This is a genomic window from Candidatus Zixiibacteriota bacterium (assembly GCA_026397505.1).
GTDB lineage: Bacteria > Zixibacteria > MSB-5A5 > GN15 > PGXB01 > JAPLUR01.
Map to the genome: position 1 here is coordinate 1 of JAPLUR010000050.1, position 13,817 is coordinate 13,817.

The 13,817-nt window shown below is 49.9% G+C and carries 14 protein-coding genes, 1 tRNA gene and 1 pseudogene; all 16 read right to left on the bottom strand.

The genetic code is table 11. The annotated features are described in order from the left end of the window. Nucleotides 1-183: (2Fe-2S) ferredoxin domain-containing protein (locus NT002_04200; protein MCX6828465.1), on the bottom strand; the 183-nt coding region annotated here is incomplete at its 3' end. Between the two features lies 1 nt (nt 184). Further along, on the bottom strand, nt 185-640 hold the full coding sequence (locus tag NT002_04205; protein ID MCX6828466.1) for an NAD(P)H-dependent oxidoreductase subunit E: 456 nt from the start codon (nt 638-640) through the stop codon (nt 185-187). Nucleotides 641-645: 5 nt separating this feature from the next. Then, nucleotides 646-1,200: a 2-oxoacid:acceptor oxidoreductase family protein gene (locus NT002_04210; protein ID MCX6828467.1), complete on the bottom strand. Its 555-nt coding sequence runs from the start codon at nt 1,198-1,200 to the stop codon at nt 646-648. Continuing rightward, on the bottom strand, nt 1,200-1,961 hold the full coding sequence (locus NT002_04215) for a thiamine pyrophosphate-dependent enzyme (protein MCX6828468.1): 762 nt from the start codon (nt 1,959-1,961) through the stop codon (nt 1,200-1,202). Before NT002_04215 ends, NT002_04210 begins: the two co-directional genes overlap by 1 nt. 7 nt (nt 1,962-1,968) lie before the next feature. Next, the gene (gene vorB / locus NT002_04220; GenBank protein MCX6828469.1) at nt 1,969-3,063 is read right to left on the bottom strand and encodes a 3-methyl-2-oxobutanoate dehydrogenase subunit VorB; all 1,095 of its coding nucleotides are present in this window, start codon (nt 3,061-3,063) and stop codon (nt 1,969-1,971) included. Between the two features lie 14 nt (nt 3,064-3,077). Continuing rightward, nucleotides 3,078-3,311 carry a 4Fe-4S dicluster domain-containing protein gene (locus NT002_04225; GenBank protein MCX6828470.1) on the bottom strand — a complete coding sequence of 78 codons (234 nt, stop codon included), beginning with the start codon at nt 3,309-3,311 and terminating at the stop codon, nt 3,078-3,080. A 12-nt stretch (nt 3,312-3,323) separates the two neighbouring features. Then, entirely contained in the window at nt 3,324-4,106 is a 783-nt protein-coding gene (locus NT002_04230; GenBank protein MCX6828471.1) for a cobalamin biosynthesis protein CbiA, read from the bottom strand. 230 nt (nt 4,107-4,336) lie between these two features. Next, entirely contained in the window at nt 4,337-5,245 is a 909-nt protein-coding gene (locus tag NT002_04235; GenBank protein MCX6828472.1) for a polysaccharide deacetylase family protein, read from the bottom strand. A 152-nt stretch (nt 5,246-5,397) separates the two neighbouring features. After that, nucleotides 5,398-8,127, bottom strand: a complete 2,730-nt coding sequence (locus NT002_04240; GenBank protein MCX6828473.1) for a DNA methyltransferase — start codon at nt 8,125-8,127, stop codon at nt 5,398-5,400. Nucleotides 8,128-8,360: 233 nt separating this feature from the next. Then, nucleotides 8,361-8,442 (bottom strand) — tRNA-OTHER (locus NT002_04245). A 91-nt stretch (nt 8,443-8,533) separates the two neighbouring features. Next, nucleotides 8,534-8,977, bottom strand: coding sequence for a preprotein translocase subunit SecG (secG, locus tag NT002_04250; protein MCX6828474.1), 444 nt, complete (start codon nt 8,975-8,977; stop codon nt 8,534-8,536). 13 nt (nt 8,978-8,990) lie between these two features. Next, nucleotides 8,991-9,740, bottom strand: coding sequence for a triose-phosphate isomerase (tpiA, locus tag NT002_04255; protein MCX6828475.1), 750 nt, complete (start codon nt 9,738-9,740; stop codon nt 8,991-8,993). 2 nt (nt 9,741-9,742) lie between these two features. Then, a pseudogene (locus NT002_04260) lies at nt 9,743-10,951 on the bottom strand (phosphoglycerate kinase). A 52-nt stretch (nt 10,952-11,003) separates the two neighbouring features. Next, the gene (gene gap, locus NT002_04265; GenBank protein ID MCX6828476.1) at nt 11,004-11,993 is read right to left on the bottom strand and encodes a type I glyceraldehyde-3-phosphate dehydrogenase; all 990 of its coding nucleotides are present in this window, start codon (nt 11,991-11,993) and stop codon (nt 11,004-11,006) included. Nucleotides 11,994-12,021: 28 nt separating this feature from the next. After that, the gene (locus NT002_04270) at nt 12,022-12,693 is read right to left on the bottom strand and encodes a hypothetical protein (GenBank protein ID MCX6828477.1); all 672 of its coding nucleotides are present in this window, start codon (nt 12,691-12,693) and stop codon (nt 12,022-12,024) included. Next, nucleotides 12,686-13,735, bottom strand: coding sequence for a 6-phosphofructokinase (locus NT002_04275; protein MCX6828478.1), 1,050 nt, complete (start codon nt 13,733-13,735; stop codon nt 12,686-12,688). The genes NT002_04270 and NT002_04275 overlap by 8 nt, the downstream gene beginning before the upstream one ends. Between the last annotated feature and the right edge of the window lie 82 nt (nt 13,736-13,817).

A 13,817-nucleotide genomic window follows, 5' to 3' on the forward strand; every position in this document is an offset into this window, starting at 1 on the left:
GACCGAGACATCGGCTATTTTCTTCTGCGCGATCAGCTTTTGAAACTCCTCGAATATCTCCGGCGCCCCGTTGGCTTCGCAGGCGGTTCCAAAACAAATCAGAACTTTACGCTTTTGAGCAACAAAATCGCGACGACACTCCTCCCGCCACTTCTCCAACTTATCTAAAGTATCGATATGCATCTTAACCCTTCTTTGCCAATCTGAGGGCTTTATCCAGACGGACAAAACCATGCACTTTGTCGTTGACGACCACCACCGGCGCCATGGCGCAGACCCCCACACAGTTGACAATTTCAAGCGTGAATTTCATATCCCCCGAGGTCTCGCCCGTCTTCATTTTGAGTCCTGTTTCGAGCTGATTGAGAATCAGGTCGGCTCCTTTGATATGACAGGCCGTTCCCTTGCAGACCCGGATCACCACCTCCCCGCGCGGTTCCAGGCTGAATGCATTATAGAAAGTCGAAACACTGAATACTTTGCTTAAGGGAACGCCCAGCGCTTTCGCGGTCTCCGTCAGCGCCTCACAGGGAAGATAATGAAATTCCTTTTGAATATCCTGAAGCACCATAATTAACGAACCGGGGTTCTGGGCATGATGGCCGATGATTTCGGATAATTTGCTTAGATCTTGTGTCATGATTTTCACCTCTTGGCCCTGAATGTCTCGCCCAGCTTCCGTCCTTCCTCCATAGCCCGGCTGTTAATCTCCAGCAGTTCTTTCTTTTTTCCCATTTTTTCCAGAAGCATTTCCATCAGCGTCTCAAATTTGACCACTCCGCTGACTTGCACATAGGCAGCCAGCATGACGATGTTGGCCGCTTTGGCGTCGCCGATCTTAAGAGCCATATCGTTGGCCGGCACGAGAAACTCGGAGATACCCTTGCGTCCCGAAATGGAATCAATCAGGGAGTTGTTGATGAAAAGCATGCCTCCCGGCTTGACCATGGGGCCGAATTTTTCCAGAGATGGTTTGTTGAAAACGCAAACGGTCTGCGGATTGGTGATAATCGGCGAACCGATTCGAATATCTGAGATAACCACCGTACAATTGGCCGTTCCGCCACGCATCTCCGGGCCGTACGATGGTATCCAGACTACCTGTTTCCCCTCGGCCATTCCCGCATAGGCCAGAAGCTGCCCTGCCGTCATGATCCCCTGCCCGCCAAAACCGGCCAGTGTTACTTCCTGCTGCTTCATCAATCCCCCTCTTTCTCCGGGTCCTTAAAAGTCCCCAGGGGGTAATACGGCATCATGTTTTCCTCAAGCCACTTGGTGGAAACCGTCGGGGTCAATCCCCAGTTGGTGGGACAGGTGGATAAAACCTCAACCAGGGAAAAGCATTTGCCCTGCACCTGATAGGTGAAGGCCTTTTTGATTTTCTGCTTGGCCGCGACCACATGTATCGGGGTGTGTACCGCCACCCGGGCGATATAGGCCGGGGTCCGCAGACTGGAAATGAGTTCCGCAACCCTTATCGGATAACCTGTCAACGAAATATCTCTTCCCTTGGGCGAGGTGGTCGTTCTCTGCCCGGGCATGGTCGTGGGCGCCATTTGCCCGCCGGTCATACCGTAAATGGCGTTATTGACAAAAATCGTCGTGAACTTCTCGCCGCGGTTGGCGGCATGAATTATCTCGCTCATGCCGATCGATGCAAGATCGCCGTCCCCCTGATAGGTGAAAACAATCATATCCGGCCGCAGTCTCTTGAATCCGGTTGCCAGAGCCGGCGCCCGGCCATGAGCCGCCTCCATGAAATCAACATTGAAGTAGTTATAAGCCAGAACCGAGCAACCCACCGGCGCCACCCCGACGGTACGTTCGCGAACGCCCAGTTCATCAAGCGTTTCGGCCACCAGGCGATGAATTATCCCGTGCGTGCACCCGGGGCAGTAGTGTGTGATATTGCCGCTTAAGGCTTCCGGTCGAGAGAAAATTATTTCTGTATTATTTGCCATAATGCACCTACTTCCTTGAAGACGGCTTAGAGTTCCCGGCCGCCTCCAGCTCTTTTCTTACGGCGCTCTTAACCTCATCGGGCGACGGGACAATTCCGCCGGTCCGGCCGTAAAATCCGAGCGGCTTTGCCATTCTGGAACAGCGTTCGATATCCTCGACCATCTGACCGGTACTCATTTCCACCGAAAGAAGCACCTCCACATTAGGATTGATCACTTCCCGGTAAACCTCTTTCTCCGGAAAAGGATATAGCGAAATGGGACGGAAAAGGCCGACACTCAGACCTTCATCTTCCAATTCATCGATCGCGGTCTGACAGATACGGGCCATGGTGCCATAAGAAAAAATCAGGACCCGGTTCTTGGGACTGACTTTGTAAAGTTCATAGCGGATTTCGTTCTGCTTTATTATTTCGTAATTATGCGCCAGTTCCAGACTGTTCTTTTCCAGTACCATCGGATCAAGAAAAAGCGATCTTATGATAAACGGTTTTCTTCCTTTGGCACCGGTCAGAGCCCAATCCTTAGGCGGCAGCGGCGGCTCTTCATATTTCTCCGGAAATTCCACCGCTTCCATCATCTGCCCGATCATTCCGTCGCCGATCATCATCACCGGCGTGCGGTACTTGTCGGCCAGATGGAACGACAGCATCATCAGGTCGACCGCCTCCTGTACCGATGATGGCGCCAGAACGATGACATGATAATCGCCGTGTCCCCCTCCCTTGGTGGCCTGAAAATAATCCGATTGCGCCGGAAGAATTCCTCCCAACCCGGGGCCGCCCCGCATAATATTCACGATGACCACCGGAAGGTGTGCCCCGGCCATATAGGAAATCGCTTCCTGCATCAAGCTGATACCGGGACTGGAGGAGGTGGTGAAAACTCTTTTGCCGGTCGAGGCCGCGCCAAAAAGCATATTTCCCACGGCGACTTCGCTTTCGGCCTGCAGGAAAACCCCGCCCACTTCCGGAATCCGCCGCGCCATATATTCCGCCACTTCACTCTGAGGAGTTATCGGGTAGGCGAAATAATGAACCGCACCGGCGCGTATGGCCGCCTCGGCGATTGCCTCATTACCTTTCATTAATTGCTTTGCCATTTCTTTGTTCCCCGTCAATACTGGAAAAGGGCAAACTGGGTGCCGTGAGTGTGAACTTCAATAGCCGCATCTGGACAGGTTATGGCGCAAATGCGGCATCCGATACAACGGGTCGGTTCATGCACCATCGCGCAGTAATATCCCTTCTGATTCAACTCTTTCGACATCGAAATTATCTGCATCGGACAGGCTTTGACACAGAGTTCACAACCTTTACAATAAATCTTATTTATTCTTATTCCGGGCATAGCTACATCCTCTCAAACTTTGAACCGGTCATGCGGCCTGGCGGATCTTCGTTCCCATGGCTTAAGCATGGCGCGAACCAGAGGCAGTACCGGACAACCGAATTGCGAAAGGTCGGTCTGCTCCAGAACTTCAATCTTGGCGCTCAGAAATAACAAAGGGAGACCGCTGGCGGCGGATACATCCATAGCAAGAGTATATCCTTCGCGAAGAACCTCCGGCGTTGTCTCGTCAATCAAATGACTGTTCGAAACAAGTCCGGTGAATTTCAGATGCGCCGAGGCTTCAATCCGGAATATGGTCTTCAGACATCCCTCGACATCGGCGGTAAACGGACGGCGGCTGTTGAGAACCATAATCATTTCATATTCACCGGATACAAAAGCATCCGAAAGAGTCCCGAGGGCGCGCGACCCCTGCGCATCGCCGCCCACATCGAGCACCAGTTTCCCTCCCTTATTCTCAATTGCGCCTCTGATCTCCGGAAGGAGTATGGGCAGGTCGGCGAAAAAATCGCCGCCGCGGGGCGTGATCACCCGCACGCCCAATTCCTCCATCTCCGCCAATGCTTCACGAGAACGAAAATAGGGATTGACCAGATCAAGGTCCGCTATGGTTATTGGAATATTTTCGGTTAATGCAAAATAGCGGGTCAGATTGACAGCTACTTCCGTCTTGCCGCTGCCAAAACCACCCACCAGGGCAATGATGCCGGCCGGGATTGAAGGATATCGAAATTGTGCCCCGGCTCCATCCATACCTAAGCTTTCATTTGTTGTCACGGCCGTTCTGTCCATTCTACCCGGCCATATATTTTTCGTTGTCAACCACAACAAATCTTGTCCTGTTTTATCGTCATTCAATATCGATAATTATGGGCTCAAAGTCAAGCCCTATTGTGAAATAAATCACTTACCCGGGGAATCCTGGCTCGGGATATAAGATGGATAAGTTTGTCCGGCAGATGTGAATATCTACCATTTGGCATCGAATTCACCCGCACTATCGATTCACGTTTTGACAATTATCACTGCTTTACAGCCGGCAGGAGATCAGGATTGGACAATCTTAATCTTTCAAGATATGATATATTCTGATCCAGATAATAGGCATCCTGCTGACGGTAAATTTCATCTTGCAGAGCCTCCTCCAACGACACAAACCGGTACCCCTTTTCGAATATGGCGACCAGAACAAAATCCAGAAACATAGCGTTTATCCGGTTGGCGTGCAGTTGAATGATTTGCCTTACCCTGCGACCGGCCACCTCTTTGGCCAGGCCCTCGGCCCGGCCAAGACAATCCAGGACATGATTGACATACTCTTTGCGCAATTCCCCAAATCTGGTGCTGTCGGAACCGCCGACCAGCTTTTCCATGGATAGATTATAGACAAAATCTTCGGTCACGACCGAAACATGAGCTACCGTAACATGCTCATGATCAAAGAATTCCTCGAGCTGTTTACGAAGTTCGGGAGTGGCGCCATACCGAAGATAGGGATAGCGGAAATAGCGGCCCTGCTGTTTTGACAGAGATACAAGACTATCGGCTGTCTCCATTCCGCGGGCAACATCATCAATGAATAGGCGGATCGGCACCTCCCCTATCGCCTGCCCGGAATAGGGATGAAAGCCGATAGTATGGCCAGCCTCCACCCATTTTCTGACAATAGCCGAATCACCTTCAAGATTGTCACCGATAATAAATCCGGCGGCCGGCGCATTATGCTTCCTGAGCGCCGCCAGAATTTTCTCATTGATCCATTTTCTCTCGGATTTATTGTATGTCCGCTCTGCCGGAAGATTATCAAAAGTAATACAGATTTTCTTGAAGCTGCCTGCGGTCGATTTTCCACCTTCTTGGGGATGGAGTGGCAATGCCAAGAATAGTCCGGCCAGAATCAAAATCAGAGCGACAGGGAAAGTCTTTTTCATGATTATATCAGATAAATGATTGAAGGCCGGTCGTCAACCAAAATAAAGACTGAATAAGAAAAGGAAAGAGTAGGTTCCGCCAACTATCCAAGCGGAATTTATGGCAATTATTTGTAATTGGTAACGAAGATGACAGCACAGGATACGGGCGATCAACGCCCTTTGAGAACCTTGTTAAGAAAAATATCCTCTGCAACTGCGTGCGCCGTAGACAGCAATAATACACTACCAGCAAGGCCGGATTTAACATTCGCTGGCATAAATAGTTCAGAATGCGCCTTGTCCAAGTCTACTTCATTAACAATCGCCGCTAAAGTGATGGTGAGATTGGGGGCAACAGTTAACAAATTGCGGAACCTATTGTTAACTGCCTTACCGAAAGTGCTTATAGAAGTGGCAACCTCTACAGCACCTAAAATTGTGCTACCTTGAAAAATGATTAGATCAATTTCTTTAATAATACGAAAGGCCTCTGGTGGCAATCCGAATTCCATGCCGGTCAGGTGCGCGCTCAGTGCACTTAAATCCGGCGACTTATGCTGCTCGGTCACTCCTATATGTACTGAAAAGCCATTTTTTAGTGCTATTTGCGCCAGTATCTTGATTATAGCATTATGGTCCAATGAGGCGGGGGATCCAAAGTCAATTGCCGTCTGCAGCGTCAAGGCGCGCTTAATTTCGTCCGGGGTCTTTACATGCGGATTCCAAACATATACTTCCCGTTTCATGCCCTTCATTTTCTTCTTGACGCAAAAGCGGGCAACAATCCGCTCTATAGTACTAATCTGCGGTCGGTGCGAATTTACAAGGTTAGAATAAATGAGAATCAATAATTCGTCCATCGATGCGCTATGCTTCTCGGACAAAAAACTATGAACAAGATTTTGCACGAAGGCTTCTGCAGGGATGAAATCGCGCATCTTTACTGATCCAGATTCCTCTACCATATCTTTTGTATACCATTTCTTCTCTTTAGACACATATATGAATGGCCCATTATCTAATAGAGTCTTCAAATCATATTTGGCAATACGATGGAGTAATGCACGTTCGTGCAAATAAGGGATTAATCCGGTCATCAATGTAGTTTCGTCTGCCCCGCCATGGTATCTAATTATCTCCTCTGCTTTTAAGCGCAAATCCCTTTCTTCGTCTGTTGAGAGCTGCTCTTTTATCGCTTCTAGCCGGGCAGGTGGCTGAACAGGTTTGAATGACAGAATGAAATCACCAAGCATTGAGCCGGCCGCCCGCTGATGGATGGTCTGAGTATAATTTTGTACCGGCGGCTGATAGACCATTCCTCTATTTTGGCTTTCGGATTCCAGTGGTAAGCGAAAACCCGCGCGCAAGGCTGCGCGATGCAGGGACATCCAAACTCCAATGTCTCGATTATGAAAAGTCAGTACCAACCAGCCATCGGATTTGATGACGCGCCTGCACTCGATGAAAATCTTGTAAAGCATTTGTTCATAATGAGATCGGTCTTTTGCCCCATCAAATCCACTGTGTCTGGTCTCTATCGCCTCGAAGTTTTTGTCTGACAGCCCCTTCAAACCCATAAAGTCTTTGACCCATGCAAGATAAAAATCCGAGAGCTCGCCATACTGAACATTGCCCCCAAACGGCGGATCAGTGATTATGGCGTCGACCGATCCATCAGGCAATGGGATTTTATGACTTGATTGATTAATGATATAGCAGGTTGCACCGTCCTGCAATTCCTTCCAGGGCGTTTTTGTCGCAGGGAACCGACAGAAAGAACCTATATTTAATGCCTGCTCCTCTTTGCCAGATAGAAATGCAGCATAACGTTTCGCCAAATATGGCAGAGGATTCAATTCAATATAATGGAAGGGCAGCCAATAATTGTGCCCTGCCCATTCAACAGGTTTCCCACTCTGCCAATTGGCACTCTGAAAAACAAATTTGTTAGTATATCTAAGAGTGGAGGAATATAAATGCCACAACGTTTCTAGCTCGGGTATATTTCCCGTATCACGAGGCAGCTTCTTTTTCAACCAGGCGCATGAAATTTGCTGTCGCACTGTCATGAGATCCTTAAAATACTTAATCCCTTTCCCAAAGATATTGTCATCCCTGGCGCGATCCATATCCGGGAATAGGTCTCCAGGGACATGCAATTTGTGTACTTTTAAAGCTGCCTTTGCTGTTTTTCTTATTTTTTCATAGCGGCGAATATCTGTAGTATTCGCATCTCTTTTTTCTATTGTGCCACAGTGCTTACAACGAACTACCACTGCCAACATTCGATCCGGACTTATTTTGCATTTGCTAGGTTCGACCAATGACCCACACTGTGGATTGGGACATTGAAATAGACCCTTTCCTTTCTTTCGGGCCGTGCCAAGAACGATTTCCTTACGACATCCTGGACATACTACCACGTTTGACCACTCATACCATTCTGCCACACCATCTCTATTGCATTCCAGACATCTGGCTTTATATAAGGATTCAATTTGTCCGGCTACCTCTGCAATCCAAGTCGTGTATAATGCGCCGAATTTGTCTATGTTAATGGGTGCGACCTCCATCTTTGTCACCCAGGTAGCCAACGGATTCAAATCAATACCTATAACTCTGCGTCTGAGTTTAAGTCCCTCCACTACTGTCACCCCACCACCACAAAATGGATCCAGAATTAAATCACCGGGATTGCTGTAGTGCATAATGAGTTTTGCAAAGACATTGTGTGGCCGCCTTGCATAGTATCGGTGCATTTTATAAATCGCGGTGTGGGCCTCTGCTAAAACAGGTGCCTCTATTGGCTGCACTGGCTTCGGTTTAAGCCCTTCCTTTTTGATCTCGCCTTCAATTGCTTCGTGCACCGTCCTAATACTGAAGTCAAGTTCTCTATTCATAAATATAGTTATGGCTCATTGCTCATATTCTATGTATAGTTGTTTATCGGTACCACTCTGTCCATCACCAAGTTGGGCGTTCCTTTGCAATTATTGGAAATTTCCAGCATTAATGTCAAGGACTTAAATGGACTATTGTAAAAAAGACGATGAATTCAGCAAATTGGAGATGACAATTCCGCCTTTCTGAAATAAATACCCCTTAAATCTCAATGACTTAAGGGGTCATCTTATGCGGAAGGGGGGATTTGAACCCCCACGCGGTTAAGCGCCACCCCCTCAAGATGGTGTGTCTGCCAATTCCACCACTTCCGCGATATTTTTCTCAATCTCAATTGAACCGATTCAGCAATCAGCTAACAGCAACCCACTGAACCCGATCAACAATCTTCTATAAGTTAGACCTCTATTTGCCGCCACCCTCGGTCGCCGGAGGAAGGCCGGTTTCGCTGCCTGATGGCTGCGTGCCGGTCGGCTGTGTCTGATCACCGGTCTGACCGGGTGCGACAGGCAATCCCTGCTGCTGTTGCTGCTGGGTTTGCCGCTCCATCTCCTTGGCCGCCTCTCTGGTCACGGCCGATTCGGACGAAGTCACGGACTGGCGTCCGGCACGATTGCTGGAAACATAGGCCAGAGTGCCACAGTTGACCATGAAAACAATGGCCAGGATAGTTGTCGATTTCGAAAGAAATGAGGCCGCGCCGCGCCCTCCGAAGACCGCCCCGGTCAATCCGGAACCGCCGCCGCCAAAAGCGCCGGCCAAACCCTCACCCTTGGAAGATTGCATCAGAACCACAATCACCAGCAGAACACAAACTAGAGTGTGAAAGATCACCATTACTGCAAACAATTTCTATTCCTCCTTAAACCGAATTGACAATTTTCGTGAACTGGTCGGCTTTCAGACTGGCTCCACCTACCAGAGCGCCGTCCATATCTTCCTCTTTCAAAAGACTCGCCGCATTTTCGGCATTGACCGAGCCGCCATACAAGATCGAAACCGTCTCAGCCGCCTCGCCATATTTCCTTTTCAGTGTATTCCTGATAAAAACATGGACTTCTTGCGCCATCTGCGTCGTGGCCGTTTTGCCGGTCCCGATTGCCCAGACCGGCTCATAGGCAATAGCAACCTTCTTTATTTCATCACCGCTCAAGCTATCCAGCGAGCCGTCCATCTGACTGCCGACAACCTCCTCGGTCTTACCGTTCTCCCGGTCGGCCAGTTTCTCACCGACACAAACAATCGGTATCAGACCGGTTTTCAACGCCAATTTCACCTTGGCATTAACAATGTTATCTGTCTCGGAAAAATATTCTCTTCTTTCCGAGTGTCCCAAAATAACATAGGCGACCCCGATTGTCAAGAGCATCCCCGGAGCTATCTCTCCGGTGTAGGCCCCGGACTCCTGGCAATAGATATTCTGCGCGCCCAGAAAAATAGAACTCCCCTTTATCACTTTGGCCATCTCGCTCAAGGCCGTGAAGGGAGGACATAAGACCACCCGCGGACGGTCAATCTTGCCGATACTATTAACCAGAGCCCGGGTCAGTTCAGCCGCCTCCGGGTTGGTCTTGTTCATCTTCCAATTGCCGGCGATAATTTTTAAACGCATACTCAGACTTTGACCTTCGCATCGGTGAGAGCCGCCACGCCGGGGAGAACCTTCCCTTCCAAAAATTCCAGCGAGGCTCCGCCGCCGGTGGAAATATGAGTCAGCTTATCATCAAGGCCGCGCCGACTGACCGCCGCCGCCGAGTCTCCCCCCCCGACTATGGTCACTGCCCCTTACGAGGTTATCTCGGCCAGAATGTCGGCGACCTCATAGGTGCCATGGGCAAACTTGTCCACCTCGAACACCCCCATCGGGCCGTTCCAGACCACGGTTTTGGCCTTCTCCAGTTCGTTTCGGTAAAGCTTGATCGTCTCCGGGCCGATATCGAGCCCTTTCATGTTGACCGGAATGCTGTCAATCGAAACAGTGGCGCTCATGGCGTTTTCATTTGCATCATCGGCCACAATGCAATCGACCGGAAGAAGCATTTTCAGCCCTTTATTCTTCGCCTTGGTTAGAAGCTCTCGGGCCAGGTCAAGTTTATCTACCTCTAGAAGGGAAGTGCCGATATTTTTGCTCATCGCCTTGTAAAACGTGAACATCATCCCGCCGCCGATTAGGATAGCATCAACCTTATCCAGAAGGTTTTCGATTACATCAATCTTCCCGGAAATTTTGGCTCCGCCCAGAATGGCCACAAATGGACGTTTCGGACTGGAAAGCGCGTCGCCCAGGTACTTCAATTCTTTCTCCATAAGGAATCCGGCGGCACTGGTTGAGATATATTTGGTGACTCCTTCGGTTGAGGCATGGGCGCGGTGGGCCGAGCCGAACGCATCGTTCACATAAATATCACCCAGGGCGGCCAGCTGCCCGGCAAAACCGGGGTCGTTCTTCTCCTCTTCATTATGGAACCGAAGGTTCTCCAGAAGCAGGACTTCCCCATCCTTAAGAGAGTTGGCCATTTTGAGCGTTTCCTCGCCGATACAGTCGGGAGCAAATTTCACTTCCTTGCGGATCAGTTCGGCCAGTTTTCTGGCGACCGGCTTCAATGACATTTCCGGAACCGGCTTTCCTTTGGGACGCCCCAGATGACTGCAGAGAATCACCCGGCCACCGTCGGCCATCAGTTTCCTTATCGTCGGCAGCGACTCCACTATGCGGCGATCATCGGTGATATTCTGATTTTTATCGAGCGGAACATTGAAATCAACTCTGACCAGAACCCTCTTCCCCCGTGAATCAATATCGGCTATTGATAATTTGTTCATACTTGCTCCTGTCCATCAAAAAGCCCGCCGGCGGCGGGCCTTTCAACCCAAATTATAGCATTTTCTCCAGCATATCTACCATACGGCAGGAGAATCCCCATTCATTGTCATACCAGGAGAACACTTTCACGAACGATCCCTTGACCATGGTCAATTCGGAATCGAATATGGAGCTGTGCGGATTTCCGATAATATCAACCGAGACCACTGGTTCGGCGGTATATTCGAGAATTCCTTTCATAGGGCCGTCAGCAGCCGCTTTCATAACCTTATTAACTTCCTCTTTGGTTGTTTCGCGGCTCAATATCGCCGCCAGGTCAACCAGTGATGCGTCTGGTGTAGGGACGCGAATGGCGATACCATCCATCTTGCCTTTCATGGCCGGAAGCACTTCCGCTATGGCCTTGGCGGCGCCGGTCGAGGTCGGTATCATTGAAAGAGCCGCGGCGCGGGCACGGCGCAAGTCTTTATGAGGAAGGTCAAGGATCTTCTGATCATTGGTATAGGAATGAATGGTGGTCATAAATCCTTTCTCAATTCCGAAATTGTCCAGAAGGACTTTCACCACCGGGGCCAGGCAGTTGGTCGTGCAGCTGCCGATAGATATGACATCATGCTTGCTCTTGTCATACTCCTTATCATTGACACCAATCACGAAAGTCCCGTCATGCTCCTTGGCCGGAGCCGATATGAGAACCTTCTTGGCGCCTGCCGTAATATGCCGGCCGGCATCGGCTTTCCCTTTCATGATACCGGTCGATTCGACCACCAGCTGGACACCCAGTTCGCCCCAGGGGAGTTTGGTGGGGTCTTTTTCGGCCGTGACTTTGATTCTCTGCCCGTCAACCATGAGAATCCCGTTATCGTAACCGATCTCGCCGGGATATTTGCCGTGGATGGAATCATATTTCAGAAGGTGAGCCAGAGTGGGAGCGTCGGTAATATCGTTAATTCCGACTATCTCCAACCTGGAATTGCGGGCCGCTTTCATAACCAGGCGCCCGATTCTTCCAAATCCATTGATGCCGACTTTAATTCCCATTTATACTCCTCCTTGTATTATAGCACCATCATTTTTTCGTATTGAAAATGTATCCCATCCCGAAAGAAATCTCCCAGCCGGAATAATTTTTGATTCCCGCCATAGTGGAACCGAATTCCAGCGGCATATATTTATAATTGAAACAGAGACCGATTTGATCCGCCACCGGCCAATCCAGCCCCCCACCGAGAAAATAACTCAGCCTAGTCTTACTCTCCTGAGTAAAGGTGACATCGTAATAATAATCGATCGCGCTCTGACTGGCATAAATCAGCCCCCCGCCCGCCTGAAAAAATGGCTGCAGAGGCGTTCTGGTAAGCGACCCCAGAGGAAAGAACTTGGCTGAAAGAAAAGCCGGATAAAGATTGACCGTACCCAGCATAACATCTTCGCTGGCGAGATATTTGAAATCACCGCGGCTGAAAATTCCAATGGAAAATTCCACCGCCAGAGAAGGAACCACCCGCTGCGAATAAAAGAATTCGGCATAGAGACTGCTCTTGGCAAATTCCAGCGGCTGGCCATTCGCATCAAGAGCATTCTGATTTGTCGTCCCGGTCCAGACACCAAACCGGCCGCCGGCAAAACCCTTGGCTGCCGCCCTTTCGGGCGTCACTTCCACCCCATAAAGAGCCGAAGGGACAAATAACGCGCCGAAGATAAAAATGGCTATCGTCAGGCGGATGACAATCTTATCCAAAGAAGACCTCTGCTGTATCAATCAGTTCCTGGTCAATGGTCTTTGTCTTGCCGACAACTTCCTTGAGCGCGACCGCCTCAATCTTGGTCCCGTGAAGAGCCACCATTTTGCCGAATTCCCCGCGATGCACATAGTCGATTGCGTGCACCCCAAATCGCGTAGCCAGAACCCGGTCGAAAGCGGTCGGCGTACCGCCCCTTTGAATATATCCTAAGACGACCACTCTTGCCTCATAACCGGTATCTTCCTCAATCATTTCGGCCAGACGATAGCCGATACCGCCCAGACGAACATGCCCGAAAGCGTCAAGTTTCATATCCTGAAGAACAACGACTTCTTCATCGGTCTGGTGCGACTTCTTAATCCTCGCGCCTTCGGCCACGACTACTATCGAAAAATCCTTGCCCCGGGAGTGACGCTTTTTGATCAGCTCGCAAACCTCTGAGACATAGGCTGTCTTTTCCGGAATGAGTATAATATCGGCCCCGCCCGCAATGCCCGATTCAATCGCGATCCAGCCGGCATGGCGACCCATAACTTCCACCACCATAACCCGATTGTGAGCCTCGGCCGTTGTATGAACCCGGTCGATCGCTTCGGTCGCAATATTCACAGCGGTGTCAAAACCAAAAGTGCGATCTGTCCCCATGACATCATTGTCAATGGTCTTGGGAACGCCGACTACTTTGACCCCGTCTTCGTAAAGTCTTCCCGCCACACCCAGGGTATCCTCGCCGCCAATGGCGATCAGGGCGTCAATTTTGTTGTCCCGAAGATTCTTCTTGATCAGTTCCACTCCCTTTTCCACTTTGAAAGGATTGGTGCGCGAGGTGCGAAGAATCGTACCGCCGCGATGAAGAATCCCGGAGACGTCATTAAGCCCCAGAGGCTTAATGAGGCCTTCCTTGATCAGACCCTTCCAACCCTGGTAAATACCTATAATCTCAAAGTTGTAATTAACAATGCCTTTCCGGACAATGGCACGTATGACAGCATTCAGGCCGGGGCAATCACCACCGCCAGTCAAGACTCCTACTCGCATTTTCTCCTACTTTCCGAAAAAATCATAAGAATTCTATATAAACAGTGCCGGACTCTATGTCAAGCTGCAAATACCTGCTGTA

Excerpts from the sequence above, each read along its gene's own strand:
- NT002_04205 (MCX6828466.1), bottom strand. The coding sequence starts at position 640 with ATGACACAAGATCTAAGCAAATTATCCGAAATCATCGGCCATCATGCC.
- NT002_04210 (MCX6828467.1), bottom strand. The coding sequence starts at position 1,200 with ATGAAGCAGCAGGAAGTAACACTGGCCGGTTTTGGCGGGCAGGGGATC.
- NT002_04215 (MCX6828468.1), bottom strand. The coding sequence starts at position 1,961 with ATGGCAAATAATACAGAAATAATTTTCTCTCGACCGGAAGCCTTAAGC.
- vorB (MCX6828469.1), bottom strand. The coding sequence starts at position 3,063 with ATGGCAAAGCAATTAATGAAAGGTAATGAGGCAATCGCCGAGGCGGCC.
- NT002_04225 (MCX6828470.1), bottom strand. The coding sequence starts at position 3,311 with ATGCCCGGAATAAGAATAAATAAGATTTATTGTAAAGGTTGTGAACTC.
- NT002_04230 (MCX6828471.1), bottom strand. The coding sequence starts at position 4,106 with ATGGACAGAACGGCCGTGACAACAAATGAAAGCTTAGGTATGGATGGA.
- NT002_04235 (MCX6828472.1), bottom strand. The coding sequence starts at position 5,245 with ATGAAAAAGACTTTCCCTGTCGCTCTGATTTTGATTCTGGCCGGACTA.
- NT002_04240 (MCX6828473.1), bottom strand. The coding sequence starts at position 8,127 with ATGAATAGAGAACTTGACTTCAGTATTAGGACGGTGCACGAAGCAATT.
- tpiA (MCX6828475.1), bottom strand. The coding sequence starts at position 9,740 with ATGCGTTTAAAAATTATCGCCGGCAATTGGAAGATGAACAAGACCAAC.
- gap (MCX6828476.1), bottom strand. The coding sequence starts at position 11,993 with ATGGGAATTAAAGTCGGCATCAATGGATTTGGAAGAATCGGGCGCCTG.
- NT002_04275 (MCX6828478.1), bottom strand. The coding sequence starts at position 13,735 with ATGCGAGTAGGAGTCTTGACTGGCGGTGGTGATTGCCCCGGCCTGAAT.